The sequence below is a fragment of the Terrabacter sp. LjRoot27 genome (assembly GCF_964254175.1).
Lineage (GTDB): Bacteria > Actinomycetota > Actinomycetes > Actinomycetales > Dermatophilaceae > Terrabacter.
The window spans coordinates 4207197-4227236 of record NZ_CAXUSS020000001.1; the positions used below are offsets into that span (position 1 = coordinate 4207197).

Annotated in this window: 9 protein-coding genes; 3 read left to right on the top strand and 6 right to left on the bottom strand. The window is 70.5% G+C overall.

Annotation, left to right across the window (positions count from 1 at the left end; genetic code table 11):
* Positions 1-2 precede the first annotated feature (2 nt).
* Both ACSQ2D_RS19415 and ACSQ2D_RS19420 read right to left on the bottom strand, forming a co-directional pair.
* Positions 3-662, bottom strand: coding sequence for a VOC family protein (locus tag ACSQ2D_RS19415; protein WP_435987548.1), 660 nt, complete (start codon positions 660-662; stop codon positions 3-5).
* Between the two features lie 37 nt (positions 663-699).
* Positions 700-1800, bottom strand: coding sequence for a LacI family DNA-binding transcriptional regulator (locus ACSQ2D_RS19420; protein ID WP_435987549.1), 1101 nt, complete (start codon positions 1798-1800; stop codon positions 700-702).
* A gap of 163 nt (positions 1801-1963) precedes the next feature.
* Between ACSQ2D_RS19420 and ACSQ2D_RS19425 the strand changes: the two genes are divergently transcribed.
* The gene (locus ACSQ2D_RS19425; RefSeq protein ID WP_435987550.1) at positions 1964-3142 is read left to right on the top strand and encodes a Gfo/Idh/MocA family protein; all 1179 of its coding nucleotides are present in this window, start codon (positions 1964-1966) and stop codon (positions 3140-3142) included.
* 47 nt (positions 3143-3189) lie between these two features.
* Entirely contained in the window at positions 3190-4176 is a 987-nt protein-coding gene (locus ACSQ2D_RS19430; protein ID WP_435987551.1) for a sugar phosphate isomerase/epimerase family protein, read from the top strand.
* Between the two features lie 106 nt (positions 4177-4282).
* On the opposite strand, the gene ACSQ2D_RS19435 is transcribed toward ACSQ2D_RS19430, so the two are convergent.
* From ACSQ2D_RS19435 to ACSQ2D_RS19445, 3 genes are all read right to left on the bottom strand, one after another.
* Positions 4283-4744 carry a cupin domain-containing protein gene (locus ACSQ2D_RS19435; RefSeq protein ID WP_435987552.1) on the bottom strand — a complete coding sequence of 154 codons (462 nt, stop codon included), beginning with the start codon at positions 4742-4744 and terminating at the stop codon, positions 4283-4285.
* A gap of 126 nt (positions 4745-4870) precedes the next feature.
* Positions 4871-6475, bottom strand: coding sequence for an alkaline phosphatase PhoX (locus ACSQ2D_RS19440; protein ID WP_435987553.1), 1605 nt, complete (start codon positions 6473-6475; stop codon positions 4871-4873).
* A gap of 305 nt (positions 6476-6780) precedes the next feature.
* On the bottom strand, positions 6781-8526 hold the full coding sequence (locus tag ACSQ2D_RS19445; protein WP_435987554.1) for a hypothetical protein: 1746 nt from the start codon (positions 8524-8526) through the stop codon (positions 6781-6783).
* A 448-nt stretch (positions 8527-8974) separates the two neighbouring features.
* Here ACSQ2D_RS19445 and ACSQ2D_RS19450 point away from each other — a divergent pair, with 448 nt between their 5' ends.
* Positions 8975-10342 carry a ferredoxin reductase family protein gene (locus tag ACSQ2D_RS19450; RefSeq protein ID WP_435987555.1) on the top strand — a complete coding sequence of 456 codons (1368 nt, stop codon included), beginning with the start codon at positions 8975-8977 and terminating at the stop codon, positions 10340-10342.
* An 81-nt stretch (positions 10343-10423) separates the two neighbouring features.
* On the opposite strand, the gene ACSQ2D_RS19455 is transcribed toward ACSQ2D_RS19450, so the two are convergent.
* On the bottom strand, positions 10424-19894 hold the full coding sequence (locus ACSQ2D_RS19455) for a SpvB/TcaC N-terminal domain-containing protein (RefSeq protein WP_435987556.1): 9471 nt from the start codon (positions 19892-19894) through the stop codon (positions 10424-10426).
* Between the last annotated feature and the right edge of the window lie 146 nt (positions 19895-20040).

Sequence of the window (20040 nt, forward strand, 5' to 3'; positions counted from 1 at the left end):
CGTCAGCCCGTCGGGACGGGGTCGCGCCCCTGCCAGGTGCAGATGCACGCCTCGTTGCCCTCGGGGTCGGCGAGGATCCAGAAGGCCGGCGCCCTGGCGTCGGAGACGAGGTGGCCTCCGGCGGCAAGCGCCCGCTCGATGCGGCCGGCCGCCTCGTCGTGGGCGACCGTGACGTCGAGGTGGATCCGGTTGCGCTGCGGGCGCGGCTCGTCCATCTGCTGGAACCACACGGCCGGTCCCAGGCGGAGCGGGTCCTGCACGTCGTCGCGGGCGATGACGTCCCAGCCGAGGACGGCGTCCCAGAAGGGCCGGACCGCGTCGATGTCCATGGCGTCGATGGCGATCTCGACGACGGTGAGGGTCCCGGGCTCCGACGTCAGCCCCATGTCGGCGACGACCGAGTCGACGGCCCGACCGACCGCGATGTCGTCGTCGCTGACGCCGCCTGCCGGCTCGGTCGACACGGCGAGGTGGACGACGGCGCCACGGACGTCGAGGTCGGGCTGCCGACCCAGGGGCGCCGCCACGGCGCCGACCCGCGCGACGAAGTCGAACGCCGTCGCGACGTCGGGCGCCCGCACCGTGAGGTGCATCCGCTGGAGCAGGAACCGCCACGTGGGCAAGGCGTCGGACGCCGCCTGGCGGGTGAGCTTGTCGGCCATGAAATGACCGTAGCCCGCCGCACCGACGGGCGGGCCCTCACGGCTCGCGTATGCCGCCGCGCCGGGTCGTCGCGTCACCGCGCGGTGCCGTCGTGCCGCGGACCACGAGCTGCGGCTCGAGGACCAGCTCGACCGACTCGGTGCGCCCGTCGTCGAGGCGCTGCGTCGCTGCCTCGACCGCGGCCGTCGCCATCGCCTCGTGGATCTGGCTGACGCTCGTGAGGTCGACGGTCGCGAGCCGGGCGATGAGGCTGTCGTCGTAGCCGACGACCGAGACGTCCCGGGGCACGTCGACGCCCTCGCGCCGCAGGCGGTCGAGGAGGCCGAGCGCGGCCCGGTCGTTGAACGCGACGAGGGCGGACGGCATACGCACACGATCTCGGGTGGCCTCGCGGCCGTCGGCCGGCCCCGGTTTACGGCCTTTCGACGGTTGGGGGGCGAGGATGGTGGCTGCGGCGCGGGTGCCGGACTCCTCGTCTCCCCCGCCGTCGACGACGTGCACGGAGTCCGCGAGGCCGAGGCGTTTCATGGCGCTGCGGTAGCCCTGCCGGCGCAACGTCGCGATCGGACCACGGGGCCCGTCGACGAAGGCGATGTCGCGGTGCCCCAGCCCGACGAGGTGCTCGACGGCGAGGCCAACACCCACGTCGTCGGCCGCACGCACGACGTCCACGCCGGCCGCCTGCGCCCGACGGCCGATGGCCACGACGTGGTGCTCCTCGGCGAGGGCCGCGAGCTCGGCGTCGGGCAGCCGCGGACCGAGCAGCAGCAGCGCCTCGCACCGGAAGTCGAGGAGCGACTCGACGGCGCGGCGCTCGTCGCGGGTGCGCGTCAGGGGGCTGACGACGATGTCGTAGCCCCGCTCGTCGGCGGCGGCCTGGAGGTCCTCGAGCAGCTCGGCGTGGAAGGTGCTGCGCACGTCCATCGTCACGCCGAGCAGCTGGGTGCGCCGCCGGGCGAGGAGGCTCGCGGTGCGGTCGGCGCGGTAGCCGAGCTCACGGGCGGCGTCGAGCACGGCCTCGCGCGTGGCGGCACCCGGCCCGGGGCGTCCGCGCAGGACGAGGGATGCCGATGCGGTGCTGACGCCGGCCCGGGAGGCGACGTCCTCGAGGCGCGGGCGCGCGGGACGGGACGGCATACGGCTCCTCCTGGGGGGCGGCATCGGGACGGACTCAGGACAGATTGTCAGAACAAAGTGTTGACAGGCGCGAGGGGCGCTCCGCACACTGGAGGCATCGTAACTTAAAGCGCTTTAAAACGCTCGTTGACCCCTGACCCAGATGTCCAGAGAGGTACATCCCATGACGCAGTCACCCATCGGCGTCGCCGTCGTCGGCGCCGGCATGGCGGGCCGGGCGCACTGCGCCGGCTACCGCGCCGCCCCCACGCTCTTCGACCCGCCGCTGCCCCCCATCCGGTATGCCGCCGTCGTCGACGCGAACGAGGCCGTCGCCGAGGACGCTGCCGCCCGCTACGGCTACGAGCGCCACGGCACCGACTGGCGTGAGCTGCTGACCGCCGACGACGTCCACGTCGTCAGCGTCGTCGTCGCCAACCACCTGCACCGCGAGATCGTCGAGTCCCTCCTCGACGCCGGCAAGCACGTGCTCTGCGAGAAGCCGATCGCGGCGAGCATCGACGACGCGCGGGCCATGATCGCGGCCGCCCAGATGCACCCCGACCTCGCGACCGGCACGGCGTTCGTCTACCGCCGCCAGCCCGCCGTCGCCGCGATCCGCGACCTCCTGCGCGACGAGCTCGGCGAGGTCAGCCACTTCAACGGCCGCTACTGGTGCGACTACGCCCGCAGCCGCGAGACCCCGATGGCGTGGCGCTACAAGGGTGGTCAGGGCACAGGAGCGCTCGCCGACATCGGCAGCCACCTCATCGACCTCGCCGAGTTCCTCTGCGGCCCCATGGCTTCCGTGAGCGGCGCGACGTTCACGACGAAGGTCACGGATCGCGCCGTACCGCTCGGCACGACCTACGGCCACGCCAGGGCCGAGCTGTCCGACGTGCGCGAGCCGGTCGAGAACGACGACGTCGCGACCTTCACCGCCCACTTCGGGTCCGGCGCCGTCGGCACCTTCTCGATCTCGCGCATCGCCCCCGGGCACGCCAACTCGCTCGCCTTCGACCTCATGGCCGAGCACGGAGCCGCCAAGTGGGACATGGACCGTCCCGCCGAGTTCTCCGTCATCCGCAAGCTGCGTGACGACGGCCTGGACGGCTACAACCAGGTGCTCGCCGGTCCCGCGCACCCCTACGTCAAGGGCGGCCTGCCGATGGACTTCCCCGGCGTCTCCTTCGGCGTCGCCGACCTCTTCGGCTACCAGTGCCGCGCCTTCCTCGAGCAGGTCGCCGGCATCGAGGGCCTGCCGCCCGTCGCGACCTTCGAGGACGGCCTGCGCGATCTCACCATCATCGACGCGGTCACGCGGTCGGCCGCGGCCGACGGCGCCGCGGTCCCGCTCGCCTGACTCGCTCGAGTCCCCCACCACCCCAAACACTTTCGGAAGGTACGACCATGCAGCTCGGCGCCTACAACGCCTGCCTCGGCGACAAGCCCCTCGGCGAGGCCCTCGACATGATCGCGAGCCTCGGGCTCACGAGCGTCGAGGTCAACTCCGGCGGCTTCCTGCCGCCCATCCACCTGCCCGTCGACGACCTCCGCGCGAGCGACCAGGCCCGCCAGGACTACCTCGGCGAGTACAGCTCGCGCGGACTGACCCTGACCGCCCTCAACTGCAACGGCAACCCGCTGCACCCGGCCGCGGGCTTCCCGCACTCGCAGGACCTCGTCGACTCGATCGAGCTCGCCGCGCTCCTCGGCGTCCCGCGCGTCATCACGATGTCGGGCGCTCCCGGCGGCGAGCCGGGCACCTCTGTCCCCGTGTGGAACCCGCTCCCCTGGTGGAGCCCCTTCCTCGACGTCCAGGACCACCAGTGGAGCGTCGCGGTCCCCTACTGGAAGGACATCCAGGCTCGGGCCGTCGACGCGGACGTCCGCGTCGCCATCGAGATGCACCCGGGCAACATCGTCTTCAACCCGCGCACCCTGCACCGCCTCGTCGAGGAGACCGGCGCGACCCACGTCGGAACGGAGATGGACCCGAGCCACCTCTTCTGGCAGGGCATCGACCCCGTCCTCGCCGTCGCCGACCTCGGCGAGCTCGTCTTCATCGCGGCCGCCAAGGACACGCGCGTCAACGACGCCGCGAAGGTCAACGGCGTCATCGACGACTCCTTCGACCGCGTCGCCGAGGGTGAGCAGGGCTACCTGCCGCTCGGCGGCGGCACGACCCTCAGCGGCTGGCCCAAGACCCCGTCGTGGGACTTCGTCGCCGTCGGCCGCGGGCACGACACGGCCTACTGGACCGAGTTCCTCCGCGCCCTGCACCAGGTCGACCCCGACATGCCGGTGAACATCGAGCACGAGGACCAGGAGCTCGACCAGCTCGAGGGGCTGCGCTTCGCCGCCGACACGCTCATCGAGGCGGCGAAGGGCATCTGACTCACGGGCGAGGCGCAGGGTGAGGCGACCTCGATGCGCACGCGACCGCCATCTGGCACGGCGCGGCGGTCGTGACCGGAGCGGCCAGATCGCTCCGGAAGGCTCCTCACACCATGAACTGGTCGTGGCGCGCGTAGAACTCGGTCCACTCGCTCGGTGACAGCTGCCGTCCGGACGTCGAGATCTCGAGCAGCTCGAGGACGAAGCGCTCGCGCGGGATGCCGGGCGTGAAGAGCGTCAGGACCTCCGCCGACTCGGCGCCCGCGACCCGGAGACCGTGGATCCCACCGCGGGGCACGTGGACGAGGTCCCCGGACGACGACGTCACCCACCGGGCCCCGTCGAAGACGTCGAGCGAGCCGGCCAGCACGTAGAAGGACTCGGAGAACGTCCGGTGGAAGTGGGCCGCCACGTCGGTCCCCGGACGGAACTCGGCCCGGAACAGCCCGAAGTCGCCGTCGGTCTGGGCGCCGGTCGCGACGATGCTGCCGACACCCGGACGGCTCGGGTGCTCGGCGACCGGATGGACGCGGGCACTCACCTCACCGGTGTCTCCGACGTACGTCACGGCATACCTCCTCCGGTGTCGGCGCCGCGCGACTCTCCAGTGAAGCACCCGGGGAACGCGCCGTGGAAGGCCCGGCCACGCGGATCGCGTGACCGGGCCCTCGTCGCTGCACCGAGTGATGTCCGGTCAGTGCTGCTCGCCCTGGCGGTCACCGTTCCAGCTGATCTCCCACGTCGTGTTGTCGCCGTGCTGCTGGGTCCAGAACGTCCGCCAGGCGGTCGACGTCGTGGGCTGGGGCAGCTTGGCACCGAGGAGGCCGCCGACCGTCGGGTCGCCGTCGGACACGTGGATGCCGGTGATCTCGTTGTCGCCGTCGTTGTAGGACGGGCCGCTCATCGAGTCGAACGTCGCAGACGCGTCGCGGCCCTCCGCCAGGAAGCGGACGGGCCTCGGAGCGCGACCCCGCCCGGCGGCATACGATCCCTCCTGGTCGCGGCCGTCGGCGAGGTTGAAGACGTAGCCGGAGTCGAGCGCGTTGCGCTGGGTGTGGAGGCCGTCGCCGGCGTCCTCGACGACGAGCAGGTCGTCCTTGGTCGCGAAGGTGATGTTGTCGAAGCCGGTGTGCTCGACGTCCCCGACCGCGGCGATCGAGATGCGACCGGTGTCTGCGGTCGAGCTCGTCTGCGAGATGCGGAAGACGCCGCCGTAGGCGCCCGGGAGGGTGCTCGAGGTGCTCGTGTCACCCGTCTCGGTGAAGTAGAACTCCTTGTAGCCCGTGCCGGGACGGAAGACGCCGTTCTCGGGGCGCTTGAGCGGCGTGGCGTTCGCAGCCTTGGCAGCGGCCGTGGCGTCGAACGCCTCCGTCGTGCCCGTGTGGATCGTGACCCACGTCGTCGCGAAGGACGAGCCGTACGTGTGCAGCTCGCGGATGAACGGGTCCGACGGGTTGGACTGCAGCTGCGACGTCGTGGCCGGCGTGCCGTCCGCGCGCCTGATCTGCAGCGCCTGGAGCTTCCCGCCCCGGGTGAGGTCGCTCTGGTCGTTCGGCACGAAACGGTAGACGAAGCTGTTGGGCACCTTGCCGCCGCTCGCGCCGGCACCGCCGATGTCCTCGAGCATCCACACGTTGCCGGCAGCGTCGTTCTGGATGCCCTCGAAGCCACCGGAGCCGAGCGCCGCGAGGCGCGTCGCCCGGCCACCGTCGACGGGGTCGCCGTTCGCGTCGAGGCCGACTGCGAAGACACCACCCTTGGGTGCACTCGACTCGGCGGTGAGCAGCAGCTGCTTCGTGAACGGGTCCCACATGATGCCGTCGATCGTCGGGTAGGCGTTGCCTGCGACGTCCGTGTCGGAGATCAGCGTGACCCGCTTGAGGGGGTCGGTCTCGTCGAGGTTGATGCGCGTGACGTAACCGCGCGGGCCGGTCTCGTGGCCCTGGTAGAGGTAGTGCCTGCCGCCGAGGACGAGGTAGACGTTCTTGTCGGGCTCGGTCTTGTGCGCCTCGTTCGTCGTCTGCGTCAGGGGCGCGCCGTCGAGGGTGTTGTAGCCGTAGTGCGTCACGCCGTTGGCCGTGTCGGGGTTCGTCAGGGGCAGGTTGCCCCAGGCGACGGACGTCTGGCCGGCCGAGGGGGTGAGGACGTTGCCCTGCACGCCGAACTTCGGGTTGGCGTGCGGCACGCCCACGACGGGCAGACCGCCGTAGGCGTCGGCGGAGGACCCGCCGAGGGCGAAGGCGGCGGCAGCGGCGAGGGTGCCGACGAGCCCCGCCTTGACGATGGTGGAAGTGTGCACGGAGAAGCCTCTCGTGGGCCCCGGTGTGAGTGCCCGGGGTGGGTGAGCTGAGACCTCTCCACACTTTCGGCGGAGGCTGGGAGAACCCTTCGGATCCCGTGAACGGGGCGCAAGATCGCGCCGACGGGTCGATGAAGACTCGGCGACCCGGGGCGGTCGGCGCAGGTCGACCGGAGGTGGCGTTCCGGGACGGGCCGCCGCTCGCGGGGCGTGCCCACCCGGTGTCGTGACGACACCGGGTGGGCACGCTCCCCTTGGCTGCCAGCAGGGGGCCTGGATGCCCGCGGCGTCAGCAGCCGACGACGTCAGCAGCCGGGGAGCCGGAAGCTCGCGATCCGGGTCTGCCAACCCGCGGGGCTCGAGGCCTGGCCCGCCGCCGTGTAGTACTCGTTGACGTACCAGAAGGTGCAGTCGTCCGACGGGTCGACGTTCATCGAGGTGTAGTCGCCCCACCGCGAGTTCGTCGTCGTCTGGACGCCCGAGCCGTCGATGATCGTGCCTTCACCGAGGTTCATCGTGCCCAGCGGCGCGGCGGCCGACCTTCCGGTGTAACGGATGCCGGGATAGACGTCCACGCCGTCGACCACGCTGTAGCCGAGCGCCATGTTGCCCTTCTTGTCCTGGGCGATGCTCCCCATCCAGCGGTTCACGCCGTCGGCGGGGGCGTACGTGCCCTGCTGCGCGACGGCATACGTCCCCGCGGAGCGGCGCACCTCGTACCAGCGCATCCCGGCCTGGCCGGGCGACGCCTCCACCGACTGGGCGGTGACGAGCGACTCGACGCCCTTGAAGCTGCGGTACGCCAGTCGCCAGGTCGGGCGCTGCCGGTAGCTGAGCACGTCGAGGTAGCGGTTCGGGTCGGTGACCCCGGGCTGGGGCAGGCAGTCACGCGCGGTCGGGGCGCAGGGGAACTGCGAGTCGAAGGCCGCGACGGGGAGCTGCTCCGCCAGCGTCAACGACGAGGTGGGGGTGGAGCGCCACTTGACCTTCAGGTCCCAGACGTTGAGCGCGTCCGAGGTGGCGCCGTAGCCGCCGCCGTCGTCCTGCGTCCCGACGATGGGGATCGCGCTGTCCTCGCGGGGCTTGGTGATGCCGTCGATGTCGGCCGGGAGCAGCCCGTCACCGACGAGGGGCAGCATGCCCGGCGCGTTGCCGTCGAGGAAGTAGCTGACGACGCGGGCGGGCTGGCCGTTGACCATCTTGTTCTTCTCGAGCGCGTAGACGCCGATGCCGTACTCGACCGTCGGGCCGAACTCGCGCGTGGTGAGCACGTAGGAGTCGGTCCACACGCCGTACTTCGGGTAGTCCGGGAAGTACTGGAAGTTCTCGGTCTTGAAGGCGTATCGGTAGTAGGTGCCCGTCGGGTCCCCGGTCGTCGAGATGGCGACGCAGTTCCAGAACGGCTTGGTGGGGTCGTCGAGCCCGCTCGTCGTGAACTGCGAGAGGAGCCACCGGCCGGTCAGCTGGTCGTAGAGGACGACCGGGTCGCCGGAGCCGTCGGTGCAGTCGGTGACGGCGAAGCCGTCCCACAGGGCCCCGATCGGGGTCGCCGGGATGAGCGGCGTGCCGGACTTGTCGAAGACCTGGTAGGCCAGGTTCGTCATCTCGACGTAGTGGTTCGGGCCGACGTCGCCGATCGGGTCCGGCGGGTTGACGCGGCCACCGAAGAGGGTGAAGTTGTCCTGGTTGCTGACGCCCTCGAAGTTGGCGATGGTCTGGCCCACGGCGAGCGCAGGAGCGGACGTCTGGAGCGCGGCGTCGGCCGAGGGTGTCGTCGCGGCCCTGCCCGCGCCGGGAGCGCCGCGCTCGTTGACGATCCGCGCGGTCGAGACGGTCCGGTGCCCGCCCTTGGCGGCGAGGGCGGACATCGGTGGGGAGATGTCCGGCGCCACCGGCGCCGAGTAGATCGGGCTCGACGCCTCCCGCTGTGGCGCGACGGAGGGGGCCTCGGCCGCGACCGCCACGGCGGTCACCGAGGCGGCCAGCAGGGCCGATCCGGTGAGGCACGCGACGGCGGTGCGGAGTCGGCGGCTGGAACGGTGTGCTCTCACGACAGCTCCTCGTCCGGGTGTCCGGCGGGTCGCCTCGTGAGGCGGCTCCGCCGTCACTCCTTGCTGGTCCCCGAGACGGTGGGCGGACCTGCGGTCACGGACCCACGATGCGTACGGCCACGATCGAGCCGTACGCCGACGGCGCATCCTCGGTGGGACGCGCGTGGCTCGGCTGGCGGCCTCCGGGAGGGGGTCGGATCCGGCCAGATGTGTTCGGCGGTACGCCAACTCACGCTAGCGCTGACGGCGGCTCTCCGCCGGAAAACGGCCGGCACCGCCACCACTGGTCTCGGCCACCACTGGTCTCGACCGCCTCGGCACGCCGCGCGTGCTGTGCCACGACGGACGGGGTACGTGTCAGGGGATGGCCTGCTCGGGGAGCACCACCCAGGCCGCCCGCCCGTATCCCCGCGCGCATCGCCGCGCGCCACCGAAAGCCGAGACCCCGATGGCCCTCGAGACGCAGCTGCGCCACCGGCGCCCCTACCGCGGAGCGCACCTCGTCACCCGCCTCGTCGGGCCGGCGACGATCGCCGCCGTGGTCGTCGCCTTCGCCCTGCTCTGGCTCCTGGCCCGGCCGCGTGGCGACGTGGGCCAGTTCGTCGGTCAGCTCATCGGCGCCGAGGGTGTCCTGCTCCTGTCCGTCGGGCTCGTCCTCATCAGCACGCTGCGCTGGGTCGAGCAGTTCTTCGACGGCGTCGACAAGGCGGCCGTGTGGCACCGGCGGGTCGCGATGACCGGCACGGTCCTCATCGGCGTGCACATCGCGGCGACGGGCAACCCGAACCCCACCCAGCTCGGTCCGACCCTGGGCACGATCGGCATCGTCGGTCTCGCCACCCTCACCGTGTGGGCGATCGCCCCGCGGTGGCGCTCCATCACCCCTCGTCCGCTGCGCCGGCCCGTGGAGCGCTTCACGGGGACGCCTCCGGCCCGGTTCGTCGGACGATGGATCGGCCGCTACGGGCTCTGGCGCGGCTTCCACCGCCTCACCGGGGTCTTCCTCGCGTTCGGCTTCGTCCACGGGCTCATGGACGCGACCCTCTTCGGCTCGCAGCTGCTGCGCTGGTCGTACGTCACGGTCGGCGGTGTCGGGCTCGCCTTCTACGTCTACCGCGAGCTGCTGGCCCGGCGCATCGCCCGGACCCATGACTACGAGGTGTCGTCGGTCGAGCCCATCGACGACGCGTCCTACGAGATCTGGCTCCGCCCGCTCGGTGACCGCTTCGCCTTCCGGCCCGGCCAGTTCGCCCTCGTCAACCTCGAGGCCCGCGACCGGTGGCACCGCCACCCCTTCACGATCGCCAGCGGCCCGCAGGAGAGGGAGGTCCGCATCACCGTGCGCGCCCTCGGCGACTTCACCTCGAGCATCGGCGACCTCGTCGCACCCGGCATGCCGGCCGTCATCAGCAGCCCGCAGGGTCATTTCGACTTCACGCGGGGCACCGAGCACCAGGTGTGGGTCGCCGGCGGCATCGGGGTCTCGCCGATGCTCAGCTGGCTCCGCTCCGTGCGCCCCGGTGAGCTGCCGCACCGCGTCGACCTCTTCTACACGGCACGCGGCCCGGCTCCCCTCGCCGACGAGGTCGCGCACCTCGCAGGGCACCACGACGAGCTGCACCTCCACCTCGTCGACACCGAGACCGACCCGCGGCTGACGGTCGAGCAGGTCCTCGAGACGGTCGGCGTCGAGCCTGGCCTGCTCTCGGCCTTCCTCTGTGGTCCGGAGCCGATGGTGAGCGCACTCCAGCGCGGACTCGTCCGTGCCGGGGTCGGGCCGGCCAACGTCCACCGCGAGTTCTACAACCTGCGCTGAACGCCCGCAGGCCCGCAGCGGTTCGAGGTGTTCGGCTCGCCGGTCCTGCGGGCCGAACACCTCGATCCGGGTCAGCGGCGGTCAGCTCCCGCCCTCGGAGTTGTCGGCCTGGGCGCCGGCCGACGTCGCCGGCTTGCTCCCACCTTGGCTCTGCGGCTGACCGGAGCTCGAGGCCGAGCTCGAGTCCGAGCTCGAGTCCGAGCTCGAGTCCGAGCTCGACGACGACGGGCTGGAGGTCGACGACGTCGCCGACTTGCCCTGTCCACCGGGACCGTTGGCGTCGGCGCCGGTCGAGCCGCCCGACGAGCCGGGCTGGTTCGCGGCCACCGAGTCGGCCGCCTGCGGGGTGGCGCCCGCGTCCTGCTCCGCCTCGAAGACCTTGAGCCGCTTGCCCACACCGAAGCCGAGCTTGACCTTGTCGAGCTTGCCGTCCTTGAGCTGGAACTCGAGAACGGGCCTCACGTCGAGGCGGTTGAAGTACTTCGCCTTGCGCTCGCGCGCCGAGTTGAAGCCCTTGAGCAGGCTCAGCGTCGCCCGACCCCGGACCGTGTCGGTGTTGGCGGCGAAGAAGTTCGCCAGCTTCGTCACCTGGGCGCTCTTGATCGGGTCGCCGTCGGGCTTGAGCTCGGCGACCGTGTTGATGGCGTCGTTGAGGTTGATCGGCTTGGACACCCGTCCGTCGGTGTCCACGAAGCCGACCGGGTTGGGCTGGCCGTAGGTGTACGCCGTGGTCAGCGTCGGGTTGTCGACCAGTGCGCTCGCGTCGTCGGTGAGGATCGGGTCGACGGTGAGGAAGCGCGCCTGGTCCGTGGAGTACCAGCGGTCACCGAAGTTGATGATGCGGTGGTCCTCGTCGACGTAGCCACCGGCGTACTGCCACGGGGTCCGGAAGATCGTGCTGTCCTCCTTGATCCAGACCTGTCCGGTCGGGAAGTACTCCTGGTGCTGGAAGACCTTCCCGACGCGGTCGGTGACGATGTTCGTGCTGCCCTGAAGGTCCTTGTGCATGAAGTAGACCCGCTGGTCGAAGGAGTCACCCGTCGTCGTCATGTTGACGGCGAGGCGGTCGTTGCCGGCCCAGATGTTCTTGAGCATCGTCCCGTTGCGCACCGTCACCCACGGGTTGACGTAGTAGGTGACGCCCTGCTCCTTGATCTCGATGGACAGCTGGCCGGCGTAGTCGTAGACGTAGTCGGTCTGCTTGCGCCCGGTGTTGTTCGGGTTGTGGTCGACGATCTCGACGAGCTTGCCCGCCCAGTCCCACGACACGTTGCGGATCATGTCGGGGTTCGTGACGGTCGTCTGCTCGCCGTCCGAGTCGTACTCGTACGTCTCGGTGCGCTTGTTGAGGGAGTCGACGACCGTGGTCGCCTGGTTGGGCTTCGCCCCGTCGTACGTGTACGCCGTGCGGTCGAAGGTGTTGGCGAGGACGGTGGCTTCCTTGCACCTCTTCGTGCAGCCGGTGTCGACGGTCCAGTCGCGCTGGGCCATCCGGGTCACCTTGCTCGTCGCGTCGTCGAGCGTCGCCGACCACGTGAAGCTGCGCGTCGTCTTCGGCGCGTAGTCCCAGGTGCCGGTCGCCTCACGCAGCCGGTAGCGCCCGTCGTAGGTGTACGTCTGCTTCGTGGGACCGCCGAAGAGCGACGGGACGTCCGGCGGCAGCTCGTTGCGGAACTGCTTCACGTTGCCCACGAGGTCGTAGTCGTACTTGAGGTTCATGAGCAGCCGTGTGCCGTCGGGCGACATCGCCGATCGGCCCTTGAGTGCCCTGGTGTCGACGTCCCGGTAGGTCGTGTCGACGACGCCGTCGCCGGTCCGGCGCTGCGAGGTCGTGCCGTAGACGTCGTAGCGCTGGTCGTCGAGGTAGCTGTGCACGCACGGCACGGCGACGTCGACCTTGACGGTGGTGCCGGACGGGTGGGCTGCCGCCGTCGGGAGCAGGACGGTGCCGTTGACGCCGCGCTCGACGGTGTAGTCGAACGTGCCCGGCACGACGCCCGGCGTGCGCGCGGTGACGTTGAGCTGCTCACCGCCGAGGCGGATGGTGAACGGAAGCGTCGGGCTCCAGCTCGAGGGCGGGTCGCCGTGCTGGTACTCGGTGACGGTGATGGTCGTCGCGGTGGCGTCGACCGACGTCGTCAGCAGACCGAGCTCGGTGCAGTCGTTCGTGCCGACGACGCGCTTGAGCCGTCCGCCCGTGTCGTAGTCGTTGCGCACGGTCTCGCCGTCGGGCAGCGACACGGTCGCGAGGCGGCCGAGCCAGTCGTTGTCGTAGCTCGTCGTGAACGGCCCCGTGTTGGGGTGCGGGCCGGTCATCGTCGTGACGTCCTGGGCGAGGCGCCCGTTGACGTCGTAGCCGAAGGTCTGGATCCGCGCCTTGTCCCCGACATGGACCATCTTGCCCGCGGCGTTGCCCGTCGTCGGGTGACCGAGGTAGCCGCCGTAGTCCATCGTCACGGGCTTCTCGTCGGGATAGGTGATGGAGGTCAGCAGGCCGAAGTCGAAGCCGAAGACGGTCCTGACGTTGCCCTCCTCGCGGAGCACGGGGCTCTGCTCGGAGGTCTTGTTGCCGGCGAGGTCGTAGGTCCAGTTGACGAGTCCGCCGTCGGGCGTCGTCGTCGAGGTCCTGCGGCCGAGCAGGTCGTAGGTGTGGGTCGTGACGAGCCCACCGGGCGAGTCGATGCGCAGGATCTGCCCGAGCCGGTCGTACGCGTAGGTCGTGAAGAGGGAGCTCCCCGTGGCCGTGCGGTCCTCGCTGCGCAGGACGTTCTCGTGGGCGTCCTGCCACGTCTTCGTGTGGCGCCCGAGCGGGTCGGTGACGTCGACGGTCGCGACGGTGCCGAAGGGGACGTAACCCTCGAAGCCGTAGGCCGTCCGCGTCGTCGCCTCGTTGGAGAGCCGTTCCACGAGGACGCGGTCGAGGACGTCGAACGTCGTGATCGTCGCCTTGACGTAGGTCGGGTTGCTCACGTCGACGGTGTAGTCGGCAAGGGTCTTGCCGGTCTGGAGGAACGGCTTCCACTGGTGGATCGTGCGGCCGAGGCCGTCGACGTCGGAGCCGCCCTCGCAGGCGTAGCCGGCGCCGGTGTCCCCGGTGACGGGGTCGTAGACGAGCGCGTCGCGCTTGCGCCCGGTCACGCGGCCCGAGCCGTCGACGTACGTCGCGGTGTCGATGGTCGTGCCCGGGTTGAACTCGTCGGTGTGGGTCACCGTCGCGTAGGGGTAGTCCTTGTCGTCGGGGTGGTAGGCGAAGGTCGCGACACCGCCGTCGGGCGAGGTGATGGTCCGCACCCGGCTCAGGGCGTCATAGGTGTAGGTCGTGACGTTGCCGTTCGCGTCGGTGCGGGTCCTGACCCGTCCCGTGGGACCGTCGAACGTCGCCGTGGACGTCAGGCCGACGGCTTGGCCGGTCGGGTCCTGGTCCTCCGAGATGAGCTTCCTCGTGGTGTCGGCAGGGCTCACCCCTGAGGGGTCGCCGGAGCCGACGGTCTCGAAGTCGGTGACGGAGGCGACGTTCGCGTGGTTGACGTCGTCGTAGAGGTAGCGGACGGCATACCGCTTGCCGTCGGCATCGGGCGGCATGACGACGCGGTTGTAGCTGCCGTAGGCGTCGAAGCTGAGCAACGTCTCGGCGTACGTGTCGGGGGCGCCTCCCACGCCGGGTGTCAGCAGCTCACGCTGGACGGTCACCGCGTTGTTGTCGCAGTACGCCGTGTTGCCCTCCTTCGAACGCAGGACGGCACCTCCGGGCGCGGTGACGGTGATGCCCACCGGCTGGCTGTCCCACGTCGGACAGTTCGTCGCGGACCAGTACGGTGCGCGCGGGGCCGGTGGCGCCTTGAGGGTGGTGCCGCAGCCGAAGAGGGCGGTCAGGGTCGCACTGAGGCTCGTCTCGCAGTTCGCGTAGGAGATGGAGGCCACCGTGTCGTCGGCGGTCGTGCCTGGCAGTCCGCGGTCGACGACGGTGGTCGGGTTGCCGAGACGGTCGTAGCCGTACTCGGTCGTCACCGTCTGCTTGAGGGATCCGCCTGAGTACCAGAGCTGCTCGACCTCTGAGACCTGTGGCGTGGCCCGGAGCGCGAGCTGCTGCTCGACCGTTGCACCACCGAGGTCCAGCGGACCGTAGCCGCCTCCGGTGGAGGCGTTCTTGTCGAGGTCCTTGAGCGCCCAGGTGGTCCGGGTCGCCTGCATCGGCGTGCCGGTGGCCGCGGGCCCGTCGAAGACCGTGGTCTCGTACTCCAGCCCGGACTCGAAGACGGAGCCGTTGAGGTACTTGTGCTGGACGGTGCGCACCTTGTCGGCCGTCGTCGGGGAGTCGACGACAGCGTGGTCGTATGCCGTGTAGTGCTCGCTGACGGTCACCATGTCGTAGCCGAGGTCGGTCCGGTTGACGAAGTCCTGCGCGGTCCTGCCGTAGGAGATCGTGCTGCGCTTCTGGGCGATGCCGTCGGCCCCACGGGTCGAGTCCACCGTGACGTCGTCGAGCAGCCACTGGCTGTCCGGGTGGCTCGTCGTGTTGCCGTCGCGGTGGTAGTCGAGACCGATGGTGCCGCCCATGGGGGTCGTCACGCTCTTGAGCAGGTTCGTGCGTCCCTGCGTGTTGAGGGCCACCTTGACCTGGCTCGAGCCGCTGGCACGCGAGACGGTGTCGGCGTAGCCGTCACCGTTGACGTCGGTCAGGTCGACGTCCGTCGAGGTCATGCTGTTCTCGTAGTGCCCGCCGGGGTTGAGGATGAGGTAGCAGCCGACGAGGCAGAGGGGGATGCCGACCGTGACGTCCGCGCCACCTCCGAGACTCTCGGCGCTGTCCTGGCGGATCTGGGGCACGCCGTCCACGTCGATGATCCCGAGGACCTTGTAGCCCGAGCTCTGGTGGTTGCCGTAGATCGTGTCGGTGGTGAGGCCGGTGCCGTTGCTGAAGGCGATCTTGACGACGTCGTTCCCGTTGTCGTCCTTGCTGCGGTAGACGGCGTCGATCAGCCCGTCGCCGTTGACGTCGTCCCACGACACGTTCGGCAGGTCGACGTTGGAGTTCTTGGCGATGCCGCCCGAGAGGCCGCCGTTGTCGATGTTGAAGCCGAAGCTCCCGCCGACCGACCCGCTGTAGGAGTTGGTCGAGCTGAATGATCCCACGGTCCAGGGCATCTCAGCCGTGAAGGAGTGGCCGAGGTTGAGCCGCACCCGGATGCCCGAGGCGTTGACCTTGATCCGGTCGGGCAGGCCGTCGCCGTTGATGTCGCTCAGCGTCTCCTGGACGGGGATCGTCCCGTCGCCGGGGACCTTCGCGAGGGCGGTGGTGTTGCTGGGTTTGTTGGACCCGCTCGGGTTGGTGAAGCTCGCTCCGAGGCCCAGGGACGCGCCGATGTTGGCGTTGAAGGTGTCGGCGGCCGGGCCGCCCTTGCCGGCGGAGCCGCCCTTGGTGGCGTTCGTCGTCCCCTTGTTGTTGCCCGAGATGCCGATCGGCGCTCCACCGAAGGAGCCGGAGAGGGCGAGGGTCGTCGCGGAGTCCACGACGGAGACGCCGCCTCCGGTGCACGCGACGCGGGCGTTGGCCGGCCCGCACTCCTGCGTGCCGCGGGGGTTGGTGTAGGTGACCGAGTCGGGACGCACCGTGTCAGGGAAGCCGTCGCCGTTCAGGTCGAGGAAGTCGACCATGCTGCGGCTCCAACCGGCGGCGAAGCTGCCTCCGAACGGCCCCACGCCGGCCATGAGCATGAAGACGGGACCGGTGACCCCGAGCAGCTTGGGGGCCTGGGTGCCGCTGGACGCCGGCGCTCCGGTGATCGGCAGGTCCTCGCCGAAGCGGGCTGCCCCCGTGACCCCGTGCTCGGCCGCGTAGATCTTGGCCACCTTGCTCTTCGGCCCGTCCCAGCTCTGGGTCAGGGTGTCGGGGTCGACGACGGCGTTGAAGGCGAACGCGTTCGGGATCTTCTCGGTGGCCTTGGAGGTGTCGATCTCGGGCAGCGTGTTCGAGGGATCGGGGTAGCTGCCGAAGCCGGTGGTGTTGATCGACGTGTCCGTCGGGCAGGCGCCCCCGAACATCGACTGGCAGGCGTCGTCCTTGTTGTCGAAGGGCGCGCCTCCGGCGTCGGGGACATCGAAGTCGCTCTCGGTCAGCTTCGTCGTCGCTCGAGCTCCGGTGGCTGTGTAGCCGGCGGCCGCCCACCCGCGGTAGGCGATCGGGAAGTAGGACTGCGCCCCTGCCCAGTTGACGGTCTGGGGGACGTCCTCGGACTTGGCTACCGAGCTCTCCGTCCAGCTCATGACGAGGTCGACACCGCTGACGTGCGAGGACAGCCCCGCCTTGCGCATGGTGACGTCGAACCAGTAGCGCGTGCCGTTCGTGAGCGTGAGCTCGGGCAGCTTGCTCGAGGCACTGCTGGCCGCGGAGCCGCTGTCGAACGACCCGCTGCCCGAGGGCACGGCATACGACGCCTTGTAGACGACGCCGGCCGCGGTCTTGGCGGTGACGACCATCTCGCCGCCGGGGTTGTCGGAGTCGCGCGACCCGGTCAGGCGCGGGGTGACGGTGCGGCCGAGGGTCGACGTCCAGGCGACCGCCGGGGCGGTACGCGTCGTGTTGGGGTAGGTGTCGACGTCCATGTGCGGCGCGAGGATCGGCTTCGTCGAGTCACAGGCCCCCGACGAGAGGAAGCACAGCTTCCCGGCCCGGAACCAGTCGATCTTCGAGAGGTCGACAGGGCTGTCGACGGCGAGCCGCGTCTGGACGGCGTCGTAGGCGATGATCTCGCCCTTGGCGTTCTTGACGGGCGGCGAGAAGGTCGGCGCGGCCGTGAAGCCGAAGCGACCGACCTCCGACGCACCGACGACGGCGAGGCGGGCGTTGGCGAGGGCTGCGGTGGCGTAGCAGCCGAAGCTCGTGCTCGCGTCGGCGACGCACCACTGTCCGCCGCTCTGGGTGACGACCTTGGCGCGGGCCGCGTCGGCGTTCCCGGCGCTGTCGAGCGCCGTGATCGTGACGGCTGCCGGGGTGAGGTTCTCCGTCGTGCCGTTGCGCACCACGACCTCCGGGCGGAGGTCGTCGGACGTGGTTGCGGTCTTGTCGATGGCGGCCGTGAACTGCGCGGTGCCGCCGATGTTCACCGACGTGAAGAGGCCCGGCCGGCCGGCGAGGGTGAAGTCGTCGGTGAGCGAGTACGCCCGCTGGTCGAGGCCGTTGGCGTCGGGAGCGGCGCCGCCGGCATACGTGATGTCGGCCGTCCACGTGACGACGTCACCGTTGCCCTTGGGGCGTGAGCCCGCGCGGAAGTAGAGGGCCTGGCCCTTGTCGACGTGAATGGGATCGAGCGCCGGCTGCCACATGGGCGCCGCGACCGTCAGGGTGGAGTGGTCGACCTCGCCGCCGCCCTTCTGGATGGCGACGCGGACGGCGCCACCAGCTGCGTCGGGCAGCGGGGTGCTCAGGGTTGCCTTGGCGGTGACGGTGACGTCGCCGGTGAAGGGCGCCACCCAGCGCCGGACGGTGTCGATCGGCGGCACGGAGTCGCGGAGCCGGTCGACCATGGCGTCGAAGGCGGCGTCGCTGGTCGGGACCGTCTGGGGTGTCAGGGGGACGCGCGTCAGCGCGTCGGAGGAGCTGAAGGTGGGCTGGCACGACTCGACCGTGACCGGACCCGACGCGCAGACGAGGTGGTTGAAGAGCACCTGCGTGCCGTCGACGAAGTCGACGAGGCCGTCGCCGTTCGCGTCGGTGAAGTAGCTGTCCGACCAGCTCCACTGCCCGCCGACGTTGAAGACGGCATACACCCCGAAGTACGCCTCGGGCCCGCCCTGGATGCCGATGGAACGCTGGACCGGCAGCCCGGAGACGCCCTGCAGCGTGTGGGTGGGACCGAAGGTCAGGTCGGCCGTCCGCGAGGCGGTGGGGAGGCTCGTGTTGAGCTGGTACTCGATCGTCCCCGTCGGTCCGGTGGGCTTGATGACGTCGCGGTAGACCTTGTCGGGCAGGGAGTCGCCGTTGAGGTCGATGAACTCGATGACGGAGTCGGTCGTCGTGCCGTTCATGGCGAACGAGCCACCCACCGAGCCCGTCTTCTCCGGGTCGGCCAGGTTGAAGCCGACGTAGATCTTGCCGTCGCCCGCCTGTGTCATGGACGCCCCGAGACCGCTCAGCTTGGAGTCGACGTAGGCCGTGGTGCCGTCTTTGGGAAGCGGGCCGTCGCCGGTCTGCCACCTGGCCTCCTTGTCGAACCCGCTCTTCGCGGTGGCGATGTCGTCGAAGTAGCTGAAGGTGTGCTTGAGGCCGGTGGCCGGGCAGGCCGCGAGCCCGTTGCAGCCGATCTGCTCGACCGTCGTGAGCCGCGTCTTGCCGAAGTGCGGGTCCGGGGCGTACGTCAGCGCGTAGCGCGTCACGACGTCGCCGGTCTTGCGATAGACGACGTCGACGCTCGTCAGCAGGTCCTGGTCGAGGTCGAGCACGCCGCCGCGTCCGTCGAGGACCGCGTCGGTGCGCGCGCCCGGGGTCCGGTTGAACCGCACCTCGTAGGCGGGGTCCTCGGCCGCGCCGCTGGCGGTGCTGCCGGCGGTGTAGAGGATCTTGCTGAGGTAGACGTGCTTGGGGCAGACCTCGCCGCTCGGGCAGCTCGCGCCTGCGGCCAGGGGTGACCAGCCCGTGCGCGCGGCCGTGTCCTTCTCGTAGCTGACGGTCGTGTACTCGTAACGGATCAGGTTGACGCCGATGTCGCGCTGCGCGGTGAGGAACCAACGGACGCCGTCGCCGTTCGCGTCTGTGAGGATGCTGCCCGGCTGACGCCTCCTGTCGTCGATGCCGACCTTCGTGCCACTCGCGCCGACCGGACCTCCGGCGTCGGGAGCCATGCCGTAGAAGCGCACGCCGCCCTTCTTGTCGCGCACCTCCCACGTGTAGTTGCTCGGCTTGTCGCCGTGACGGATGATCTGCTCGAACTCGGTCTCGACCTTGCGGGTGAAGTCCTGGCGCTCGGCCACGCGGGGGTCGAGCACGGCCTTGACGGCGTTCGGCACGAGGGCGTCGCCGTCGAGGGTGTAGGACTCGCTCTCGACGTTGCCGCACGGTGGGCTCTTCGTCGAGCCGTCGCAGAACCGTGGGGAGCCGAAGGACGTGTCGACGGCGATCTCCGGCGGCGCGAGATCCCAGCCGAGACCCGCCCAGGACGATCCACCTTCGGAGCTGTAGGCGAGGCTGACGTCGGGCGTGCTTCCGCGGCCCTGGGGCAGCACGAGGGGGTAGGTCAGCTCGGCGGTGCCGCTCGGGTTGGCCTCGGGCGGGTCGACCTGCGACAGCCCCTCCGTGGCGTCGGCGTAGAGAAGGTCGGCCGTCGAGCCGTCACCGATCTCTTCAGGGGTCGTCGGCGCCTGCCCCGGGAGGGTGGAGTCGATCAGTCCACCGAGCGGTCCGCCGGCCACCGCCATCGGGATCGCCGTCGTCATGGCCAGCAGCGCAGCGAGCACGACCGCCCAGAAGCCACGTCGCCGGGGTCGGCGGATGGGCTGGGACGGCTGGACCGACTGCTGGTCGCGGTCGCTGGGCACGGGCAGGCGGCGTGAGGCCATGGTGAAGCTCCCTGGACTTCTCCCCGAGTCACGCGAACCCAACGGTGGGTGGGTCCGAGAGCGCGCACGGCACGTGGAGCAGCCGCGGCGAGGTGCGCGTCCGCAAGCGGGACGCGGGAGGGGTCGGCGATGGGCGGCCTTGCAGT

Excerpts from the sequence above, each read along its gene's own strand:
- ACSQ2D_RS19450 (WP_435987555.1), top strand. The coding sequence starts at position 8,975 with ATGGCCCTCGAGACGCAGCTGCGCCACCGGCGCCCCTACCGCGGAGCG.
- ACSQ2D_RS19425 (WP_435987550.1), top strand. The coding sequence starts at position 1,964 with ATGACGCAGTCACCCATCGGCGTCGCCGTCGTCGGCGCCGGCATGGCG.
- ACSQ2D_RS19415 (WP_435987548.1), bottom strand. The coding sequence starts at position 662 with ATGGCCGACAAGCTCACCCGCCAGGCGGCGTCCGACGCCTTGCCCACG.
- ACSQ2D_RS19430 (WP_435987551.1), top strand. The coding sequence starts at position 3,190 with ATGCAGCTCGGCGCCTACAACGCCTGCCTCGGCGACAAGCCCCTCGGC.
- ACSQ2D_RS19420 (WP_435987549.1), bottom strand. The coding sequence starts at position 1,800 with ATGCCGTCCCGTCCCGCGCGCCCGCGCCTCGAGGACGTCGCCTCCCGG.
- ACSQ2D_RS19455 (WP_435987556.1), bottom strand. The coding sequence starts at position 19,894 with ATGGCCTCACGCCGCCTGCCCGTGCCCAGCGACCGCGACCAGCAGTCG.